The sequence below is a fragment of the Streptomyces sp. NPDC050485 genome (genome assembly GCF_044458185.1).
Lineage (GTDB): Bacteria > Actinomycetota > Actinomycetes > Streptomycetales > Streptomycetaceae > Streptomyces.
In genome coordinates, this window is sequence record NZ_JBITHR010000001.1 from 60662 (window position 1) to 77324 (window position 16663).

Annotated in this window: 15 protein-coding genes; 8 read left to right on the forward strand and 7 right to left on the reverse strand. The window is 70.7% G+C overall.

What is annotated here, in order from left to right; genetic code table 11:
- Window positions 1-86 precede the first annotated feature (86 nt).
- From ACIBK6_RS00290 to ACIBK6_RS00305, 4 genes are all read right to left on the reverse strand, one after another.
- Entirely contained in the window at window positions 87-662 is a 576-nt protein-coding gene (locus ACIBK6_RS00290) for a TerD family protein (protein ID WP_399047460.1), read from the reverse strand.
- Window positions 663-754: 92 nt separating this feature from the next.
- Entirely contained in the window at window positions 755-1330 is a 576-nt protein-coding gene (locus ACIBK6_RS00295; RefSeq protein ID WP_399047462.1) for a TerD family protein, read from the reverse strand.
- 147 nt (window positions 1331-1477) lie between these two features.
- Complete coding sequence (locus ACIBK6_RS00300) at window positions 1478-1936, reverse strand: peroxiredoxin (protein ID WP_399047464.1); 459 nt, start codon at window positions 1934-1936, stop codon at window positions 1478-1480.
- Between the two features lie 105 nt (window positions 1937-2041).
- Window positions 2042-2464 carry a DUF3052 domain-containing protein gene (locus ACIBK6_RS00305; protein WP_399047465.1) on the reverse strand — a complete coding sequence of 141 codons (423 nt, stop codon included), beginning with the start codon at window positions 2462-2464 and terminating at the stop codon, window positions 2042-2044.
- 427 nt (window positions 2465-2891) lie between these two features.
- On the opposite strand from ACIBK6_RS00305, the gene aceE reads away from it, so the two are divergent.
- Window positions 2892-5624, forward strand: coding sequence for a pyruvate dehydrogenase (acetyl-transferring), homodimeric type (aceE, locus tag ACIBK6_RS00310; protein ID WP_399047466.1), 2733 nt, complete (start codon window positions 2892-2894; stop codon window positions 5622-5624).
- A gap of 284 nt (window positions 5625-5908) precedes the next feature.
- On the opposite strand, the gene ACIBK6_RS00315 is transcribed toward aceE, so the two are convergent.
- Window positions 5909-7507, reverse strand: a complete 1599-nt coding sequence (locus ACIBK6_RS00315; protein WP_399047467.1) for an MFS transporter — start codon at window positions 7505-7507, stop codon at window positions 5909-5911.
- Window positions 7508-7623: 116 nt separating this feature from the next.
- Here ACIBK6_RS00315 and ACIBK6_RS00320 point away from each other — a divergent pair, with 116 nt between their 5' ends.
- The 7 genes from ACIBK6_RS00320 (at window position 7624) to ACIBK6_RS00350 (ending at window position 15133) form a co-directional block, all read left to right on the forward strand.
- Window positions 7624-8277, forward strand: coding sequence for a TetR/AcrR family transcriptional regulator (locus ACIBK6_RS00320; RefSeq protein WP_399047468.1), 654 nt, complete (start codon window positions 7624-7626; stop codon window positions 8275-8277).
- Window positions 8278-8505: 228 nt separating this feature from the next.
- Window positions 8506-9714, forward strand: a complete 1209-nt coding sequence (locus tag ACIBK6_RS00325; protein WP_399047469.1) for an alpha/beta hydrolase — start codon at window positions 8506-8508, stop codon at window positions 9712-9714.
- A gap of 117 nt (window positions 9715-9831) precedes the next feature.
- The gene (locus ACIBK6_RS00330) at window positions 9832-10698 is read left to right on the forward strand and encodes a DUF4429 domain-containing protein (RefSeq protein ID WP_399047470.1); all 867 of its coding nucleotides are present in this window, start codon (window positions 9832-9834) and stop codon (window positions 10696-10698) included.
- A 99-nt stretch (window positions 10699-10797) separates the two neighbouring features.
- Window positions 10798-12084 (forward strand): sensor histidine kinase, encoded by a 1287-nt coding sequence (locus ACIBK6_RS00335; RefSeq protein WP_399047472.1) that lies wholly within the window; start codon window positions 10798-10800, stop codon window positions 12082-12084.
- On the forward strand, window positions 12081-12764 hold the full coding sequence (locus ACIBK6_RS00340; RefSeq protein WP_399047474.1) for a response regulator: 684 nt from the start codon (window positions 12081-12083) through the stop codon (window positions 12762-12764). The genes ACIBK6_RS00335 and ACIBK6_RS00340 overlap by 4 nt, the downstream gene beginning before the upstream one ends.
- 126 nt (window positions 12765-12890) lie before the next feature.
- Window positions 12891-13934: an alpha/beta hydrolase gene (locus ACIBK6_RS00345; protein ID WP_399047475.1), complete on the forward strand. Its 1044-nt coding sequence runs from the start codon at window positions 12891-12893 to the stop codon at window positions 13932-13934.
- Window positions 13931-15133: an acyltransferase gene (locus ACIBK6_RS00350; RefSeq protein WP_399047476.1), complete on the forward strand. Its 1203-nt coding sequence runs from the start codon at window positions 13931-13933 to the stop codon at window positions 15131-15133. Before ACIBK6_RS00345 ends, ACIBK6_RS00350 begins: the two co-directional genes overlap by 4 nt.
- A gap of 2 nt (window positions 15134-15135) precedes the next feature.
- On the opposite strand, the gene ACIBK6_RS00355 is transcribed toward ACIBK6_RS00350, so the two are convergent.
- Window positions 15136-16164 (reverse strand): aldo/keto reductase, encoded by a 1029-nt coding sequence (locus tag ACIBK6_RS00355; RefSeq protein WP_399047477.1) that lies wholly within the window; start codon window positions 16162-16164, stop codon window positions 15136-15138.
- A gap of 6 nt (window positions 16165-16170) precedes the next feature.
- Window positions 16171-16659: a MerR family transcriptional regulator gene (locus tag ACIBK6_RS00360; protein WP_399047478.1), complete on the reverse strand. Its 489-nt coding sequence runs from the start codon at window positions 16657-16659 to the stop codon at window positions 16171-16173.
- Between the last annotated feature and the right edge of the window lie 4 nt (window positions 16660-16663).

Sequence of the window (16663 nt, forward strand, 5' to 3'; positions counted from 1 at the left end):
TGCTGTCTCCCGGGGACAGCCCCCCGGAGCCTCCGCAAGGGACCACCCCGGATGGCGCTCGACTTGAATGGATCCGGGCGATCTCTTTAGGAGACGTTGACCCCGAAGTCTAGAGCGATGCCGCGCAGCCCCGACGCGTACCCCTGGCCTACCGCCCGGAACTTCCATTCGCCGCCGTAGCGGTACAGCTCGCCGAAGATCATCGCGGTCTCGGTCGAGGCGTCCTCGCTCAGGTCGTAACGGGCCAGCTCCTGGCCGTCGGACTGGTTCACGACGCGGATGTACGCGTTGGCGACCTGGCCGAAGGTCTGGCCCCGGCTGTCGGCCTCGTGGATCGAGACCGGGAAGACGACCTTGTCGCAGCCGGCCGGCACCTTCGTCAGGTCGACGATCAGCGACTCGTCGTCGCCCTCGCCCTCACCGGTCAGGTTGTCGCCGGTGTGCTGGACCGAGCCCTCCGGGCTCGTCAGGTTGTTGTAGAAGACGAAGTACTCGTCGCCGAGCACCCGCCCGTTCGCGCACAGCAGGGCGCTGGCGTCGAGGTCGAAGTCGGCTCCGGTGGTGGAGCGCGCGTCCCAGCCGAGCGCGACCAGCACCTGGGTCAGGTTCGGTGCGGCCTTGGAGAGGGAGACATTGCCCCCCTTGGCGAGCGTGACGCCCATGATCGTGTCCTCCCCGAGAAGTGAACAGGTGGTGAGCACGTCCGGCGCCGCACCGGGAGGGGTGCGGCGCCGGACGAGGGAGAGCGGTCGGCTCAGACGTTGACGCCGAAGTCCTGCGCGATGCCGCGCAGGCCCGAGGCGTAGCCCTGCCCGATGGCGCGGAACTTCCACTCCGTGCCGTTGCGGTACAGCTCGCCGAAGACCATCGCGGTCTCCGTCGAGGCGTCCTCGCTCAGGTCGTAACGGGCCAGCTCGCTGTTGTCGGACTGATTCACCACGCGGATGTAGGCGTTGCGCACCTGGCCGAAGGACTGCTGGCGGCTCTCGGCCTCGTAGATCGAGACCGGGAAGACGATCTTGGCGACGTCGGTCGGGACTCCGGTCAGGTTGACCTTGATGACCTCGTCGTCGCCCTCGCCCTCACCGGTGAGGTTGTCACCCTGGTGCTCGACGGAGCCGTCGGGGCTCTTGAGGTTGTTGAAGAAGACGAAGTTCGAGTCGTTGGCGACCTTGCCCTGATCGTTGGTCAGCAGGGCGCTGGCGTCCAGGTCGAAGTCACCCCCGGTGGTGGTGCGTGCGTCCCAGCCCAGACCGACGATGACCGCGGTCAGGTTGGGGGCGGCCTTGGTCAGCGAGACGTTTCCGCCCTTGCTGAGGCTGACTCCCACGAGTCCTCCCAATGGTGTGAGGGGGCGGGCTTGGTCAGCGCCCCGTCGTGCGTTGGCATCGGATCAACGAATGGATCCTAGTGACCGGTTCCCGGGTCAAAGAGACGATTCGGCCGGGCGGCCGGGGGGTGTCGGCCGGATCGGCGCTCAGATGGTGTCGAGCGCCTTGAGGTACTCGTTCAGGTCGCGGGCGTCCGGCAGGGCGTTCACGACGGTCCAGCGGACCACGCCCGCCTTGTCGATGATGAAGGTGCCGCGCACCGCGCACCCCTTGTCCTCGTCGAAGACGCCGTACGCGCGCGAGACCTCGCCGTGCGGCCAGAAGTCGGAGACCAGCGGGTACTCCAGGCCCTCCTGCTCGGCGAAGACGCGCAGGGTGTGGATGGAGTCGTTGGAGACGGCGAGCAGCTGGGTGTCGTCGTTGACGAACTTCGGCAGGTTGTCGCGCAGTTCGCACAGCTCGCCCGTGCAGACGCCGGTGAAGGCGAACGGGTAGAAGAGCAGCACCACGTTCTTCTCGCCGCGGAAGTCACTGAGCTTCACGGTCCTGCCGTGGTTGTCCTTGAGCTCGAACTCCGGGGCCTTGGTGCCGACCTCGATAGCCATGGAAACGCCTTCCCTTCAATGGGCCGTTCTGCTGACACCGCTCACCCTACGCACAGGGCCCCCTCGGGCGGTTGCCTGAGGGGGCCCTGGGGGCGTGAAGGAGGATCAGCGCTTGCCGGACTTCAGGCGGGTGCCCGACCAGTCCTTGCCGACGCTGATGCTCTTGGCCGGGGAGAGGCCGGCGGTCTGCGCGGCGTCGTTGATGTCGCTGGGCTCGACGTAGCCGTCCCGGCCGGTCTTCGGGGTCAGCAGCCAGATCGTGCCGCCGTCCTCGAGGAGACCGATGGCGTCCACCAGGGCGTCCGTAAGGTCGCCGTCCTCGTCGCGGAACCACAGCGTGACGACGTCGGCGACGTCGTCATAGTCCTCATCGACGAGATCCTGGCCAATAATGGACTCGATGCCCTCGCGGAGATCCTGGTCGACGTCGTCGTCGTAACCGATCTCCTGGACCACCTGTCCGGGCTCGAACCCCAGCCTTCCGGCCGGGTTGGTCCGCTCCTCCGCGTGGTCCGCGGTCGCGCTCACGGCTTGCCTCCTGATCTTGATTCGGTAACTTCTGCAGCCGCGCGCATACGCGTGGCATTGGGCGTAGTCCACACGGGCGGGACGAATCTCGCAAGTACCCGGCCCCCGAACCCGTCCTTTGGGGGTCAGTGTGGCCGTGTTCAGGGACATCCGCATCCCCGCCGGTGATTCATCCCACACCATTGGTGACGGTTTACGGCGTTCTGTTCCTTCGGGTACTCCAATCGGGCCCGAACACCCTTCGGGAACGGATGGCCGGGTTGAGCGTAAGGTTGCGATTTGGCCCGACCCGTCCAGGCCCTGAGCCTACTTCCTGCTCCGGGGACGGTTACCTCTCGGTAGAGATGACGTTTGCACCCCAGCGGTACACGATGGGATGCGGCGCAGAATTGGCGTTCTCCGCATCCCCCGACAGTGAAGGAACAGCGTGGCTTCCGGATCCGATCGCAACCCGATCATCATTGGCGGCCTGCCGAGCCAGGTCCCGGACTTCGATCCCGAAGAGACCCAGGAGTGGCTGGACTCTCTGGACGCCGCCGTCGACGAGCGCGGCCGGGAACGGGCCCGTTATCTGATGCTCCGGCTGATCGAGCGGGCGCGTGAGAAGCGCGTCGCCGTGCCCGAGATGCGCAGCTCGGACTACGTCAACACGATCGCCACCAAGGACGAGCCGTTCTTCCCCGGCAACGAGGAGATCGAGCGCAAGGTCCTCAACGCGACCCGCTGGAACGCGGCCGTGATGGTGTCCAGGGCCCAGCGCCCGGGCATCGGCGTCGGCGGCCACATCGCCACCTTCGCCTCCTCCGCCTCGCTGTACGACGTGGGCTTCAACCACTTCTTCCGGGGCAAGGACGAGGGCGACGGCGGCGACCAGATCTTCTTCCAGGGCCACGCCTCCCCCGGCATCTACGCCCGCGCCTTCCTCCTGGACCGGCTGAGCGAGCAGCAGCTCGACGCCTTCCGGCAGGAGAAGTCGAAGGCGCCGTACGGCCTTTCGTCGTATCCGCACCCGCGGCTCATGCCGGACTTCTGGGAGTTCCCGACCGTCTCGATGGGCCTCGGCCCGCTCGGCGCGATCTACCAGGCGCGGATGAACCGCTACATGGCGGCGCGCGGCATCGCCGACACCTCCAAGTCGCACGTCTGGGCGTTCCTCGGCGACGGCGAGATGGACGAGCCCGAGTCGCTCGGCCAGCTCTCCATCGCCGCCCGCGAGAACCTGGACAACCTGACCTTCGTCGTCAACTGCAACCTCCAGCGCCTCGACGGCCCGGTGCGCGGCAACGGCAAGATCATCCAGGAGCTGGAGTCGCAGTTCCGCGGCGCCGGATGGAACGTCATCAAGCTGATCTGGGACCGCAGTTGGGACCCGCTGCTGGCCCAGGACCGGGACGGCATCCTGGTCAACAAGATGAACACCACGCCGGACGGCCAGTTCCAGACGTACGCCACCGAGACCGGCGCGTACATCCGCGAGCACTTCTTCGGCGACGACCACCGGCTGCGCGCCATGGTCGAGAACATGACGGACCAGCAGATCCTGCACCTGGGGCGCGGCGGCCACGACCACAAGAAGGTGTACGCGGCCTTCGCGGCGGCCAAGGCGCACAAGGGCCAGCCGACCGTGGTGCTCGCGCAGACGGTCAAGGGCTGGACGCTCGGCCCGAACTTCGAGGGCCGCAACGCGACCCACCAGATGAAGAAGCTGACGGTCGACGACCTCAAGGGCTTCCGGGACCGGCTGCACATCCCGATCACGGACCAGGAGCTGGAGTCCGGCGCGCCGCCGTACTACCACCCGGGCCGGGGGTCCGAGGAGATCCAGTACATGCACGACCGCAGGCTCGGGCTCGGCGGCTACGTGCCGACCCGTGTCGTGCGGTCGAAGCCGCTCAACCTGCCCGAGGACAAGACGTACGAGGCCGCCAAGAAGGGTTCGGGCCAGCAGTCGATCGCCACGACGATGGCGTTCGTCCGCATCCTGAAGGACCTGATGCGGGACAAGGAGATCGGCCGGCGGTTCGTGCTGATCGCGCCCGACGAGTACCGCACCTTCGGCATGGACGCGTTCTTCCCGAGCGCCAAGATCTACAACCCGCTGGGCCAGCAGTACGAGGCGGTCGACCGCGAACTGCTGCTCGCCTACAAGGAGTCGCCGACCGGTCAGATGCTGCACGACGGCATCTCCGAGGCGGGCTGCACGGCCTCGCTGATCGCCGCGGGCTCGGCGTACGCGACGCACGGCGAGCCACTGATCCCGGTGTACGTCTTCTACTCGATGTTCGGTTTCCAGCGGACCGGCGACCAGTTCTGGCAGATGGCCGACCAGTTGGCGCGCGGATTCGTTCTGGGCGCGACCGCCGGACGTACGACGCTGACCGGTGAAGGTCTGCAACACGCGGACGGCCACTCGCAGTTGCTCGCCTCGACCAACCCGGCCTGTGTGGCCTACGACCCGGCGTTCGGCTACGAGATCGCGCACATCGTCAAGGACGGTCTGCGCCGGATGTACGGGCCCGACAGCGAGGACGTCTTCTACTACCTCACCGTCTACAACGAGCCGGTCCAGCACCCGGCCGAGCCGGCGGACGTCGACGTGGACGGCATCCTCAAGGGCATCCACCGCTACCGCGCGGGCACTTCGGGTGCCATCCCGGCCCAGATCATGGCGTCCGGCGTGGCCGTGCCGTGGGCGGTCGAGGCACAGCGGATCCTCGCCGAGGAGTGGAACGTACGCGCCGACGTGTGGTCGGCGACGTCCTGGAACGAGCTGCGCCGCGAGGCCGTCGAGGTGGAGGAGCACAACCTCCTGCACCCCGAGGAGGAGCAGCGCGTCCCCTATGTCACGCAGAAGCTCCAGGGCTGCCAGGGACCGTTCGTGGCGGTCTCCGACTGGATGCGCTCCGTCCCCGACCAGATTTCGCGCTGGGTGCCGGGCACCTACCAGTCGCTCGGCGCGGACGGCTTCGGCTTCGCGGACACCCGGGGGGCGGCCCGCCGCTTCTTCCACATCGACGCGCAGTCGATCGTGCTGGCGGTCCTCACCGAGCTGGCCCGCGAGGGCAAGGTCGACCGTTCGGCGCTGAAGCAGGCGGTTGACCGGTACCGGTTGCTGGATGTCACCGCGGCCGACCCTGGTGCCGCGGGCGGCGACGCGTAGCGCTCCGCGGGGGTTCGGGGTCGCTGCGGGTTCGGCTCGCTGCGGCTGCCGATGCCGGTCGCTGCGGGCTTCGGTTCGCTGCGGGCCGTAGCTCCCTCCGCGGGAGGTGCGGTTCGCCGCGGCCCATTCGGCTCGCCGTGGGCCGTGCGTGGCGCTCCCGCAGGAAGTCCGTTCACTGCGGGCCGCATGGGGCTGCTCGCGCAGTTCCCCGCGCCCCTAAAGAGAGCCCCGTTGGCCGGCCTGAGGTCGGCCAACGGGGCTTTCGCGTACGGGAGTTGGGCGGGTCAGATGTGGCCCGTGCCCGCGCTCGCCGGGGTGTTGTCGCCGCGCTTGGTGAACATGGCTACCGCGGCGGCCAGGACCGCGACGATTCCGGCGACGGTGAACGCGGTGCTCATGCCCGACACGAACGTGTCGTGGGCGACGGCCGCGACCTTGGCGGCGACCTCCGGCCCGGTCCCCGGCGGTACCGGGCCCATGCCGACCTCGACCGCCTTGGACATGCCCGAGGACTGCTCGGGCGTCATCGGCGGCAGCTGCGCCGCGGCCCAGTTGTCCGGGAGCTTGGCGGTGACCTGCGAGGACATCACGGCGCCCAGCACCGCGGTGCCGAGCGAGCCGCCGACCTGCATGCCGGCCTGCTGGAGACCGCCCGCCACACCCGACAGCTCGATGGGCGCGTTGCCGACGATGACCTCGGTCGCGCCGACCATGACCGGGGCGAGGCCCAGGCCGAGCAGGGCGAACCAGATCGACATCGTCAGGGTGCCGCTGCCGATGGTCAGGCGGGACATGCCGAACATCGCGACGGCGGTGCAGACCATGCCGCCGACCAGCGGGACCCGCGGGCCCAGCTTGGTGATCAGGGCTCCCGCGAGCGGCGAGGCGACGATCATCATGCCGGTGAGGGGGAGGAGGTGCAGTCCGCTGTCCACCGCCGACATGCCGTGCACGTTCTGCAGGTAGAACGTCACGAAGAAGAGGCCGCCCATGAAGGCGAACGCCATCAGGATCATCAGGACCGTGCCCGCCGACAGCGGTACGGACCGGAACAGGCCGAGCGGGATGAGCGGCTCCCTGACCTTGGTCTCCCAGAGGGCGAAGAGTACGAAGCTGATCACCGCGGCGGCGATGAACCCGAGGGTCTTCCCGCTGCCCCAGCCGTACTCCGAGCCCTTGATGAGCGCCCAGATCATGCAGAACATCGCGACCGAGAGCAGCACGATGCCGAGGATGTCGAAGGACTTCGGCGCGTTCTCGGCGCGGTGGTCGAGCAGGATGACCAGGCCGAGCACCAGCGCCAGCACACCGACCGGCACGTTGATGAAGAAGACGGACTGCCAGCTGACGTGCTCGACGAGCACACCGCCGAGGATCGGGCCGCCCGCGGTGGAGGCGCCGATGACCATGCCCCAGATGCCGATCGCCATGTTGAGCTTCTCGGCCGGGAAGGTGGCGCGCAGCAGGCCGAGCGCGGCCGGCATCAGAAGCGCGCCGAACAGACCCTGGAGCACCCGGAAAGCGATGACCAGGGTGACGCTGTGGGAGAGGCCGATGGCCCCGGACGCGGCGCCGAAGCCGACGACGCCTATGAGGAAGGTCTGGCGGTGGCCGAACCGGTCACCGAGCTTGCCCGCGGTGACCAGTGAGACGGCCAGCGCCAGCATGTAGCCATTGGTGATCCATTGGACGTCCTGGAGCGAGGCCCCGAGGTCCTTCTGGATGGCGGGGTTGGCGATCGCCACGATGGTGCCGTCGAGCGCGACCATCATCACGCCGATGGCCACGGCGAAGAGCGTCAGCCAGGGGTGACCGCGCAAGCCCTTGGGCGGCACCGCGATCTCGTCCTGTGGCGCCTTTTCGAGGCTGGTCTGACTAGTCATGCCGAAGAGGCTAATGTCAGCCTCTGACAGTTGACAAACGATTTCACAAGTCGGTAACTGTCACGTGGCTCACAGCTAAACTGATCAAGCCAAATTGACGGAAAGAGGACCCTGACGTGACGGTGGAGCAGCGGCCGACGGCGCCGGTCGGCGGCCTGCGCGAGCTGAAGAAGCAGCGCACCCGGGACGCGCTGCTGCGCGTCGCCCTGGAGCTCTTCACCACCAAGGGGTACGAGCGGACGACCGTGGACGAGATCGCCGACGCGGTCGACGTCTCCCAGCGCACCTTCTTCCGCTACTTCGCGAACAAGGAGGCCGTCGTCTTCGCCGCGCAGGACGCGGTGGAGTCCCACTTCGTGGACGCGCTGCGCCAACGCCCGCCCGCCGAGGGCCCGTTCACCGCGATGCGCCGGGCGGCACTGTCCGCCTGGGACACCATCGAGGAACTCCTGTCCCCCGTCATGCCGGTCGCCCTCTACATGCGGACGTACCAGGTGATCGAGTCGACCCCGGCGCTGCTCGCGACCCATCTGCGCCGCTCGGCGGAGCTGGAGGAGCACGTCGCGCGGCTGATCGCCGAGCGCGAGGGCCTCGACATCGACGCCGATCCGCGACCCCGGGTCGCCGTGGCGGCCTTCACCGGAGTGATGCGGGTGGTGGGCGGGCTGTGGGGGCAGGGCGAGGACCCCAGCGTGGCGGCGATCCGCGAGCTGACCGCCGGCTATCTCGACCACCTCGGCCCCGCCCTGGCCGACGACTGGCGCGGCTGAGCCGCGGGCGCGGACGCGCCGGGCATGAGGACGGTCCGGGCGCGCGGATGTCCGGAGCATGAGGACGTACGGAGCGCGCGGACGTACGCGGAGCGTACGGACGCCGGGACGCGCGGACCTACGGAGCGTGCGCCCGCGCGCGCTCTTGGTGAGACCGCTCCTGATCCAAACGTGATCTGAGTCACTGTCAGCCCAGTGGACCTCCCGGGTCTCCTACTGTGGTCAGCAGTGACTTCCTTCGACTCCTCCCCCACCTTGAACGCATGGCGTGCGCTGCTCGCGCTCGCCGTGGTGTTCGTGATGCTCGCGACCTCCGGCTGGACGGCGATCCGCGGCTCGGGCGTCACCGCGCCACGCGCCGCGGCCCTCGCCGCCTGGGCGCGCGGCACGATAGACGGCCACGCACTGCCGAAGCCGGACGCCACCGCGCACCAGCTCGGCCTGTTCTTCGGCTCTCTCGGCAACGCCGAGCAGAACGAGCTCGCCGACCGCTATCCGCTGGTCGTCGGCAATCTGAACGGCGCCCCCGTGCCCCTGCGCTACCAGGCCAACCGGGTCGCGCTCGCCGAGGCGCGCGCGGTCGAGCAGAAGCGCATGGTCGACAGCAGGCTCTCCGCCGACGGCCGCCAGGAGGCGAGCCGCCGGATGCACCGGTTCGACTCGCTGCTCGACGACGGCCGCCAGATCCTCGCCTTCGACCCCTCCGACAGCGGCCGGGTCGCGGAGGTCTTCGGCGATCTGGACCACGCCCAGCGAGTCTCGGTGATCGTCCCCGGAGTCGACACGAACGTCTTGACGTTCGAGAAGAGCAGCCGCAAGAACAGCGCCCCGGTCGGCATGGCGCAGTCGCTGTACGACGCCGAGCACGCGGCCGCGCCCGGCACCCGTACCGCCGTGATCGCCTGGGCCGACTACACCGCGCCGGCCGGTCTCGGCATCGACGCGGCCGTCGGCAAAATGGCCGAGGACGGTGCGGTGCGGCTCGCCGCCCTGGTGCGCGCGCTGCCCGGCAGCGCCCCCGTCGAGCTCTTCTGCCACAGCTACGGCTCCGTGGTGTGCGGGGTCTCGACGCGTGAACTGCCGCCCCGGGTCACCGACATCGCGGTGGCCGGCAGCCCCGGCATGCGGGTCGGCAGCGCCGCCCAGCTGGACACTCCGGCGCGGGTCTGGTCGATGCGGGACAAGGACGACTGGATCCAGGACGTGCCCTACCTGGACGTCGCGGGCCTCGGCCACGGCGCCGACCCGGTCTCCCCGGCCTTCGGCGCCCGGGTCCTCTCGGCGGCCGGAGCCATCGGCCACCCCGGCTATTTCGAGCCGGGAACCCAGAGCCTCGCCAACTTCGCCGCGATCGGAGTTGGCGCATACCAGTCGGTCGTCTGCGCCTCCGACGACAACAGCTGCGGCAGCGGAATTTTCGACCGGTCGGCGGCTTGACGGGCAAGCCGACGGGCTGACACGCGTACACGCCGCGCGATCGCCGGAGCGGCGGCGCGGCGACGGGGTTTTCGCCGAGGGGGGACGCGCGGGCGCGCGCCCCCTACGATGAGGCGCATGGGTGATGTGCTGGCCGGAATTCATGCCACCTGGGAGTTCGCGTCCGACTCCGTACTCATCCGCTTCGAACGGGGGATCCGCGCGCCGAAGCTCTTCCAGGCGCTGCGCGAACGGCGCATCCCCCACGAGGCGTTGGAGTCGGTCACGCTGACCCCGGGCAAACGCGGCACGGTGGTGCTGCACGCGGTGCCGAGACCGGGCGCCGATCCGCTGATGGAGGCCGCGTCGGGCCAGTTGAAGGAGGTCTGCGACCCCTACCGCCTGGTGCTGCCGGCCGAGCGCGGGACGCTCGCCGAGTACTACGCGGACGAGCTGCGCGGCGCTCTGGTGCCGCACGCCTCCCGACCCGCCGACCGGTATCTGGTGGCGGCGCCCGATGCGCCCCTGAACTTCAAGGCGTACGACGGCAAGGCGGCCTTCGACGGCCGCCAGGTCACCTTCCGCTGGTTCTGGACGGGCGCGTCCTCCGAGAAGTGGAAGGCCGGCGACCAGACCTTCCCGGTGGCGGCGCTGAGCGGGGTCGAGTGGCGCTCCCCCGATGTCTTCGACGGCCATCTGCGGCTGCTGCGCCGCGAGCCCGGCGGGTTCCCCGGGCAGGCCGACCGCGACCCGGCGGCCGTGGTCTTCGGCCTCGGCTACGGCCCGGTGCACGAGTCGCTGCCGTTCGCGGCGGCGGTCCTCGCGGCGGTACGCGGCGGGGGCGGCCCCTCGATCCCCCACCAGACGGTCCCGGTCCCGGCGGGGCGGCGCGATCCCGCCGACATCGCGGAAAGGATCCGCCACCTCGGGGAGCTGCACCGGGCCGGCCTCGTCACCGACGACGAGTTCAGCGCCAAGAAGGCGGAGCTGCTGGCCGAGCTGTAGGGCGGGACCATTCCGCGGACCCCGTACCGGGGACCGAGAGCGGCGTGGCACCCCGGTATGACGCGCGGCCCGCCCGATCCTCTCTAGGCTGGCCAGGCCATGAAGATCGCACTTCCGTCCCCCCGCGCGCTCGCCCTGCTGCGGCCCACTGCCGAATCCGCGCGGCCCCTGTTCGCCCGGGCGCCCAAGCGCTGGCAGCGGTGGAGTCCGTACGTCGTCACCGGGATCTTCGTGGTGATCCTGATGCCGACCAGCATCGCCGTCCTGACCAACGACTACAAGGCGGGCGGCTGGGCCGGGGCGCTGGGGGTGGCCCAGACGGTGCCCCTGCTGCTCGCCGTGACCCGGCCCGTGCGGGCCTGGCTCATCATCTTCAGCGCCGACGTCCTGGGCGCGATCCTGCTGATCCACGCCGACACCGCCCGGCGCCCCTGGCCGTGGACCGCGGCGGTGATCGTCGGCTATCTGGTCCTCATGGCCTGCCTGGGGCTGCGCGAGAAGACCCGCACCCTGGTCGCGGTGTGGCTGGTGACGGGCGCCGCGGGTGTCGTGCTCGGCGCCGACGCGCCCGCCGGCGCCACCAGCACCCAGGTCGTGCTGTTCGTCCTGGCGGGTGTGGTGCTGGCCCTCACGGGCGCGCTGCGCAGCCGCGGCGAGGCCGAGCGGCTGCTCGCCGAGCAGGAGACCATCAGCGAGGCCGAACGCGCCCAGCGCACCCTCCTGGAGGAACGCGCCCGGATCGCCCGGGAGTTGCACGACGTGGTGGCCCACCACATGTCGGTGATCACCGTGCAGGCCGACTCGGCCCCGTACCGGCTGACCGGGCTCGACGACGCGGCCCGCGGGGAGTTCGAGTCCATCGCGTCGAGCGCCCGCGAGTCGCTTAGCGAGATGCGGCGCCTGCTCGCGGTGCTGCGCAGCGAGGGCAGCGGCGAGGAGGGCGGCGAGCGCGCGCCCCAGCCAGGCGTCGACCGGCTCCAGCAGCTGGTGGAGGCGACGGTACGGGCCGGACTGCCCGCGCGGCTCTCGCTGGCGGCCGAGCTGCCCGCGCTGCCGCCCGCAGTGGACCTGTCGGCGTACCGGATCGTGCAGGAGGCGCTCGCCAACGTCGTACGGCATGCGCCGGGCGCCGGCACCCGCGTCTCCGTCACGTGCGACGACCGGTATCTGACGGTGCTCGTCGTCAACGGCCCGGCGGCGGGCCGCACTTCGCCGCTGGAGGGCTCCGGCACCGGGCACGGGCTCGTCGGGATGCGCGAGCGCGTACGGTTGACCGGCGGGTATCTCGACACCGGGCCGCTGCCCGACGGCGGCTTCCGGGTCGCGGCCCGCCTCCCGCTCGACCCTCCTTCCGTACCGGACTCCCTTCCCGAGGACGCCAGTTGACCATCCGCGTGATCATCGTTGACGACCAGGCCATGGTGCGCGCGGGGTTCGCCGCACTGCTCTCGGCGCAGGCCGACATCGACGTGGTGGGCGAGGCGCCCGACGGCCGCCAGGGGGTGCGGGTGGCCCGCTCCGCCCACCCGGACGTGGTCCTCATGGACGTCCGGATGCCCGAGATGGACGGGCTCGCCGCGGCCCGCGAGATCCTGGACCCGCCGGTGGGCGTCGTCCACCGCCCGAAGGTCCTGATGCTGACGACCTTCGACGTGGACGACTACGTGTACGAGGCGCTGCGCGCCGGGGCGTCCGGGTTCCTGCTCAAGGACGCGCCGCCGGCCGACCTCATCGCGGCGGTACGGATCGTCGCCTCGGGCGATGCGCTGCTCGCCCCCTCCGTGACGCGCCGCCTCATCGCCGACTTCGCCCAGCAGCGGCCCGCGCCGCGCAAGGGGGCGGCGACGCTGCGGCTGAACGGGCTGACGCCGCGGGAGACGGAGGTCCTGGAGCTGATTGCCCGGGGGCTGTCGAACCAGGAGATCGCCGGGCACTTGGTGCTGGCGGAGCAGACCGTCAAGACGCATATCGGCCGCGTCTTGGCCAAGCTGGACCTGCGGGACCGCGCACAGGCAGTGATCTTCGCGTACGAGGCGGGTGTGGTGCGGCCGGGGGACGGGGGCTGACTTCCCCCACCCCCTACCCAGGTACCACCCCCCGCCCAACCCCCCAGTCCGACGCCCCGGCCGTCGCCCGCTTCCTACCTTCCTCCTCGTCAAGGAATGGCGAAGGAGAAGGAAGGGAGTCGGGGCATGCGTCGGTTCGGGAGGGCGGTTGTTGCTGCCGCGCTGGTGGGGGCGGTCGTCGCGGGGACGGCCGGGTGGGCGGCGGCCGACGCGCAGCAGGCCGTCACCGGGCCGCCGCCCGGCGCCGCCGCCTGGCGGGCCGACACCGCGTTCGGGCACCCCCTGCCCGACCCGGCGACCGCGACACCCCGCGAAGTCGCCCTGTTCTTCGCCGGGTTGAGCACCACCGAGCAGCAGACGCTGGCCCGCCGCCACCCCCAGATCGTGGGGAACCTGGACGGCGCCCCCGTACATCTGCGGTACCAGGCGAACCGGCTCGCCATCTCCGCCACGCACGACCCGCGGTACGCCCGGCTCGCCGCCCCCGAGCGGCAGATCCTCGCGTTCGATCCACGGGGTAGGGGTCAAGTGGCCGAGGTTTATGGGGAGTTGGACCGATCCGGGCACCTCTCCGTCGTCGTGCCCGGATCCGATATCGACGCCGGCACCTTCGACCGTACGAACGACCGCTACGGCACCCCCGCCGGAATGGCCGCCTCGCTGCGGGCCGCGACCCACGGCGCGACCGCCGTGATCGCCTGGGCCGGATACACCACCCCGGTCGGGGTCGGCATCGACGCGGCCACCGGGAAGCTCGCCGAGGCGGGGGCCGAGCGGCTGACCCGGTTCACCGAGGGGCTCGACGCCGTCGGCACGCCCGACCCGGTGCTGTTCTGCCACAGCTACGGATCCGTGGTGTGCGGCCTCGCGGCCAAGGACACCGACGCCTCGGACATCGTGGCGCTCGGCTCCCCCGGCATGCGTGCCGACACCGCCGCCGACCTGCACACCGACGCCCGGGTGTGGGCCGCCCGGGACCCCTCGGACTGGATCGGCGACGTACCGCACGTCGAGTTCGCGGGGCTCGGCCACGGCGCCGACCCCACCGACCCGGCGTTCGGCGCCCGCCGGGTGCCCGCCGCCGACGCCCAGGGCCACACCGGCTACTTCGCCCCCGGCACCGAATCCCTCAAGGCCTTCGCCGCCATCGCGACCGGAGATGTCCGATGAGTGCGCTGACCAAGGCCGTGGCGGAGATCGAGCGGCAGACGCCCGCCCACCGCGACCGCGCCATCGACGGGCTGCGCGCCCTCGCGCTGCTCGCCGTGCCGACCGGGCACTGGCTGCTCGGCGGGTTCACCCGCGACAGCGCGGGCGCGCTGCACAACGCGAGCCCGCTCTCCGCGTTCGCGGGCTTCGCGCCGGCCAGCTGGATCCTGCAGATGCTCGGGATCTTCTTCCTGGTCGGCGGATATGCCTCGGTGCTCTCCTTCCACCGGAGGAAGGGATCCACCGGCCAGTGGCTGCGGGGGCGGATCGCGCGGCTCGGGCGGCCCGTGGTCGGCGTCACCGCCGTCTGGGCCGCCATGATCCCGGTGCTCCACGCCCTCGGCGTGCCCGGCGACACCCTGCGCACCGGATCGACCCTGGTGATCCAGCCGCTGTGGTTCGTCGGGGTGTACGCGGCCGTCACCGTCCTCACCCCGTACTGCGTACGCGCCGCCCACAAGCTCGGCGGGTGGGCGGCGGCCCCGCTGCTCGGTGTGGTCGCCGCCGTCGACTTCCTGCGCTACGGACCGTACGCCGACGCCATGGCGTCCTGGCTCTCGCTCCTCAACATCCTGCCGGGCTGGCTGTTCGCGTACCAACTCGGTCTCTCCTGGGGGGAGAAGAGGATCGGCCGCCGCGGCGGGTGGCTGCTGTTCGCGGGCGGGGCGCTGCTCTTCGCCGCGCTGCTCGCCCTCTTCCACTACCCGGCGTCGATGGTCGGCGTGCCCGGCGAGGCCCGCACCAACTCGCATCCGCCGTCGCTGCTGGTCCTCGCGCTCGCCGCGGCCCAGTCGGGGGCCGCGATCCTGCTGCGCGGCAGGATCGCCGACTGGCTGCGGAAACCGGCCCGTTGGGCGCCCGTCGTGGTCATCAACCTGTCCGCGATGACCATCCTGTGCTGGCACCAGACGGCGCTGCTCGCGGCGGCCGTGCCCGCGTCCCTCGCCGGCCGGGTGCCGGGGCTGACCACCGCGCCCGACACGCCGGCCTGGATCGGTGAACGGCTCGCGTGGATGCCGGTGTTCGCGGTGCTGCTCGCGGTCGTCGCCCGTTACGCACGCGGCTTCGAGGCGCCCTGGGCGAAGGCGACGAAGGCCCGCCGGGCAGCGGCGGGGCTGCTCGCGGCGGGCTTCGCGGTGTTCGCCCTGGGACTTGCGTGACCCTACTGCTCGCGGGCCGCCGAGGTGGACGACATGTCCGGGTAGCGGTCGCCCGCCACCTGCCCGGCGATCGGCTCCATGAGCGCCAGCTCCTCGGCACTCAGCGTGATGCGGGTCGCCCCGGTGTTCTCCAGGAGGCGGCTGCGCTTGCGGGTGCCCGGGATCGGGACGACGGTCAAGCCGTGCACCTGGGCACGCTGCTGCACCCAGGCGAGCGCGATCTGCGCGGTCGTCGCGCCGTGTGCTGCCGCGATCTTGTGGAGGGGTTCCAGCAGGGCCGCGTTGGCCACCGCGTTGTCACCGGTGAAGCGGGGCTGGAACTTGCGGAAGTCCGAACCGGACAGCTCCTTGCCCGCATCGGCGAACGCGCCGGTGAGGAAGCCGCGGCCGAGCGGCGAGTACGGCACGAAGGTGACGCCGAGCTCGGCGGCGGCCGGTACGGCGCTGCGCTCGACGTCCCGGCTGAAGACCGACCACTCCGACTGGAGGGCGGCGATCGGGTGCACGGCGTACGCCTCGCGCAGCTCGGCGCCGGTGACCTCGCTCAGGCCGAGGTGCTTGACCTTGCCCTCCTGGACCAGCTCGGCCATCGCGCCGACGGACTCGGCCAGCGGCACCTGGGGGTCGCGGCGGTGCATGTAGTAGAGGTCGATGACGTCGATGCCCAGGCGGCGCAGGCTCGCCTCGACGGCCTTCTTGATGTAGGCGGGCGAGTTGTTGATGCCCCGGTACTGCGGGTCGTCGGCGCGGCGCTCGATGGCGAACTTGGTGGCCAGGGTCACCTCGTCGCGGTGGGCGGCGAGGAACGGGGCGAGGAACTCCTCGTTGGCTCCCGAGCCGTACACGTCGGCGGTGTCGATGAGGCTGACGCCCGCTTCGAGGGTGGCCTCCAGGGTGTCGCGGGCCGCGGTCTGGTCGGTGTCGCCGTAGAACTCGCTGATGCCCATGGCGCCGAAGCCCTGAACGCCGATCCGCGGGCCTTCGGTGCCGAGCCGTACCGTGCTGATCTTCTCAATGGGGCTGTTGCTCATGGGTGTTCAGGCCCTTTCCGACGCCTTGCGGGCGTCCGCTTCCGACGCCTTGCGGGCGTCCGCGTAAAAGTCGATCTTGTAGTCGAGTACGGCGAGCGTGTCCTGGAGCTCCGCCATGCGCGCTATGACATCGCGCCGGGTCTGCTCCAGGAGCTCCTGGCGGGCCTCGAAGGTGTGCTGCCCCTCGCGGACGAGTTCGGCGTACCGGACCATGTCGGCGACCGGCATTCCGGTCAGCCGGAGCTTGCCGACGAAGGCCAGCCAGTCCAGGTCCTTGTTGCTGAACCGCCGCTGGCCGGTGTGCGAGCGGTCCACGTGCGGCATCAGACCGATCCGCTCGTACCAGCGAAGAGTGTGCGCGGTGAGTCCGGAACACGCCACGACCTCGCTGATCGTGTAGCGGTCCTGCCCGTCGGGGCGCGGGTGGCGCGGCTGCGTCGAGCAGTCGTGCGCCGCCTGCAGCGCCGTGGCCGGAGTGTCTGCGATCACCGTCATGACC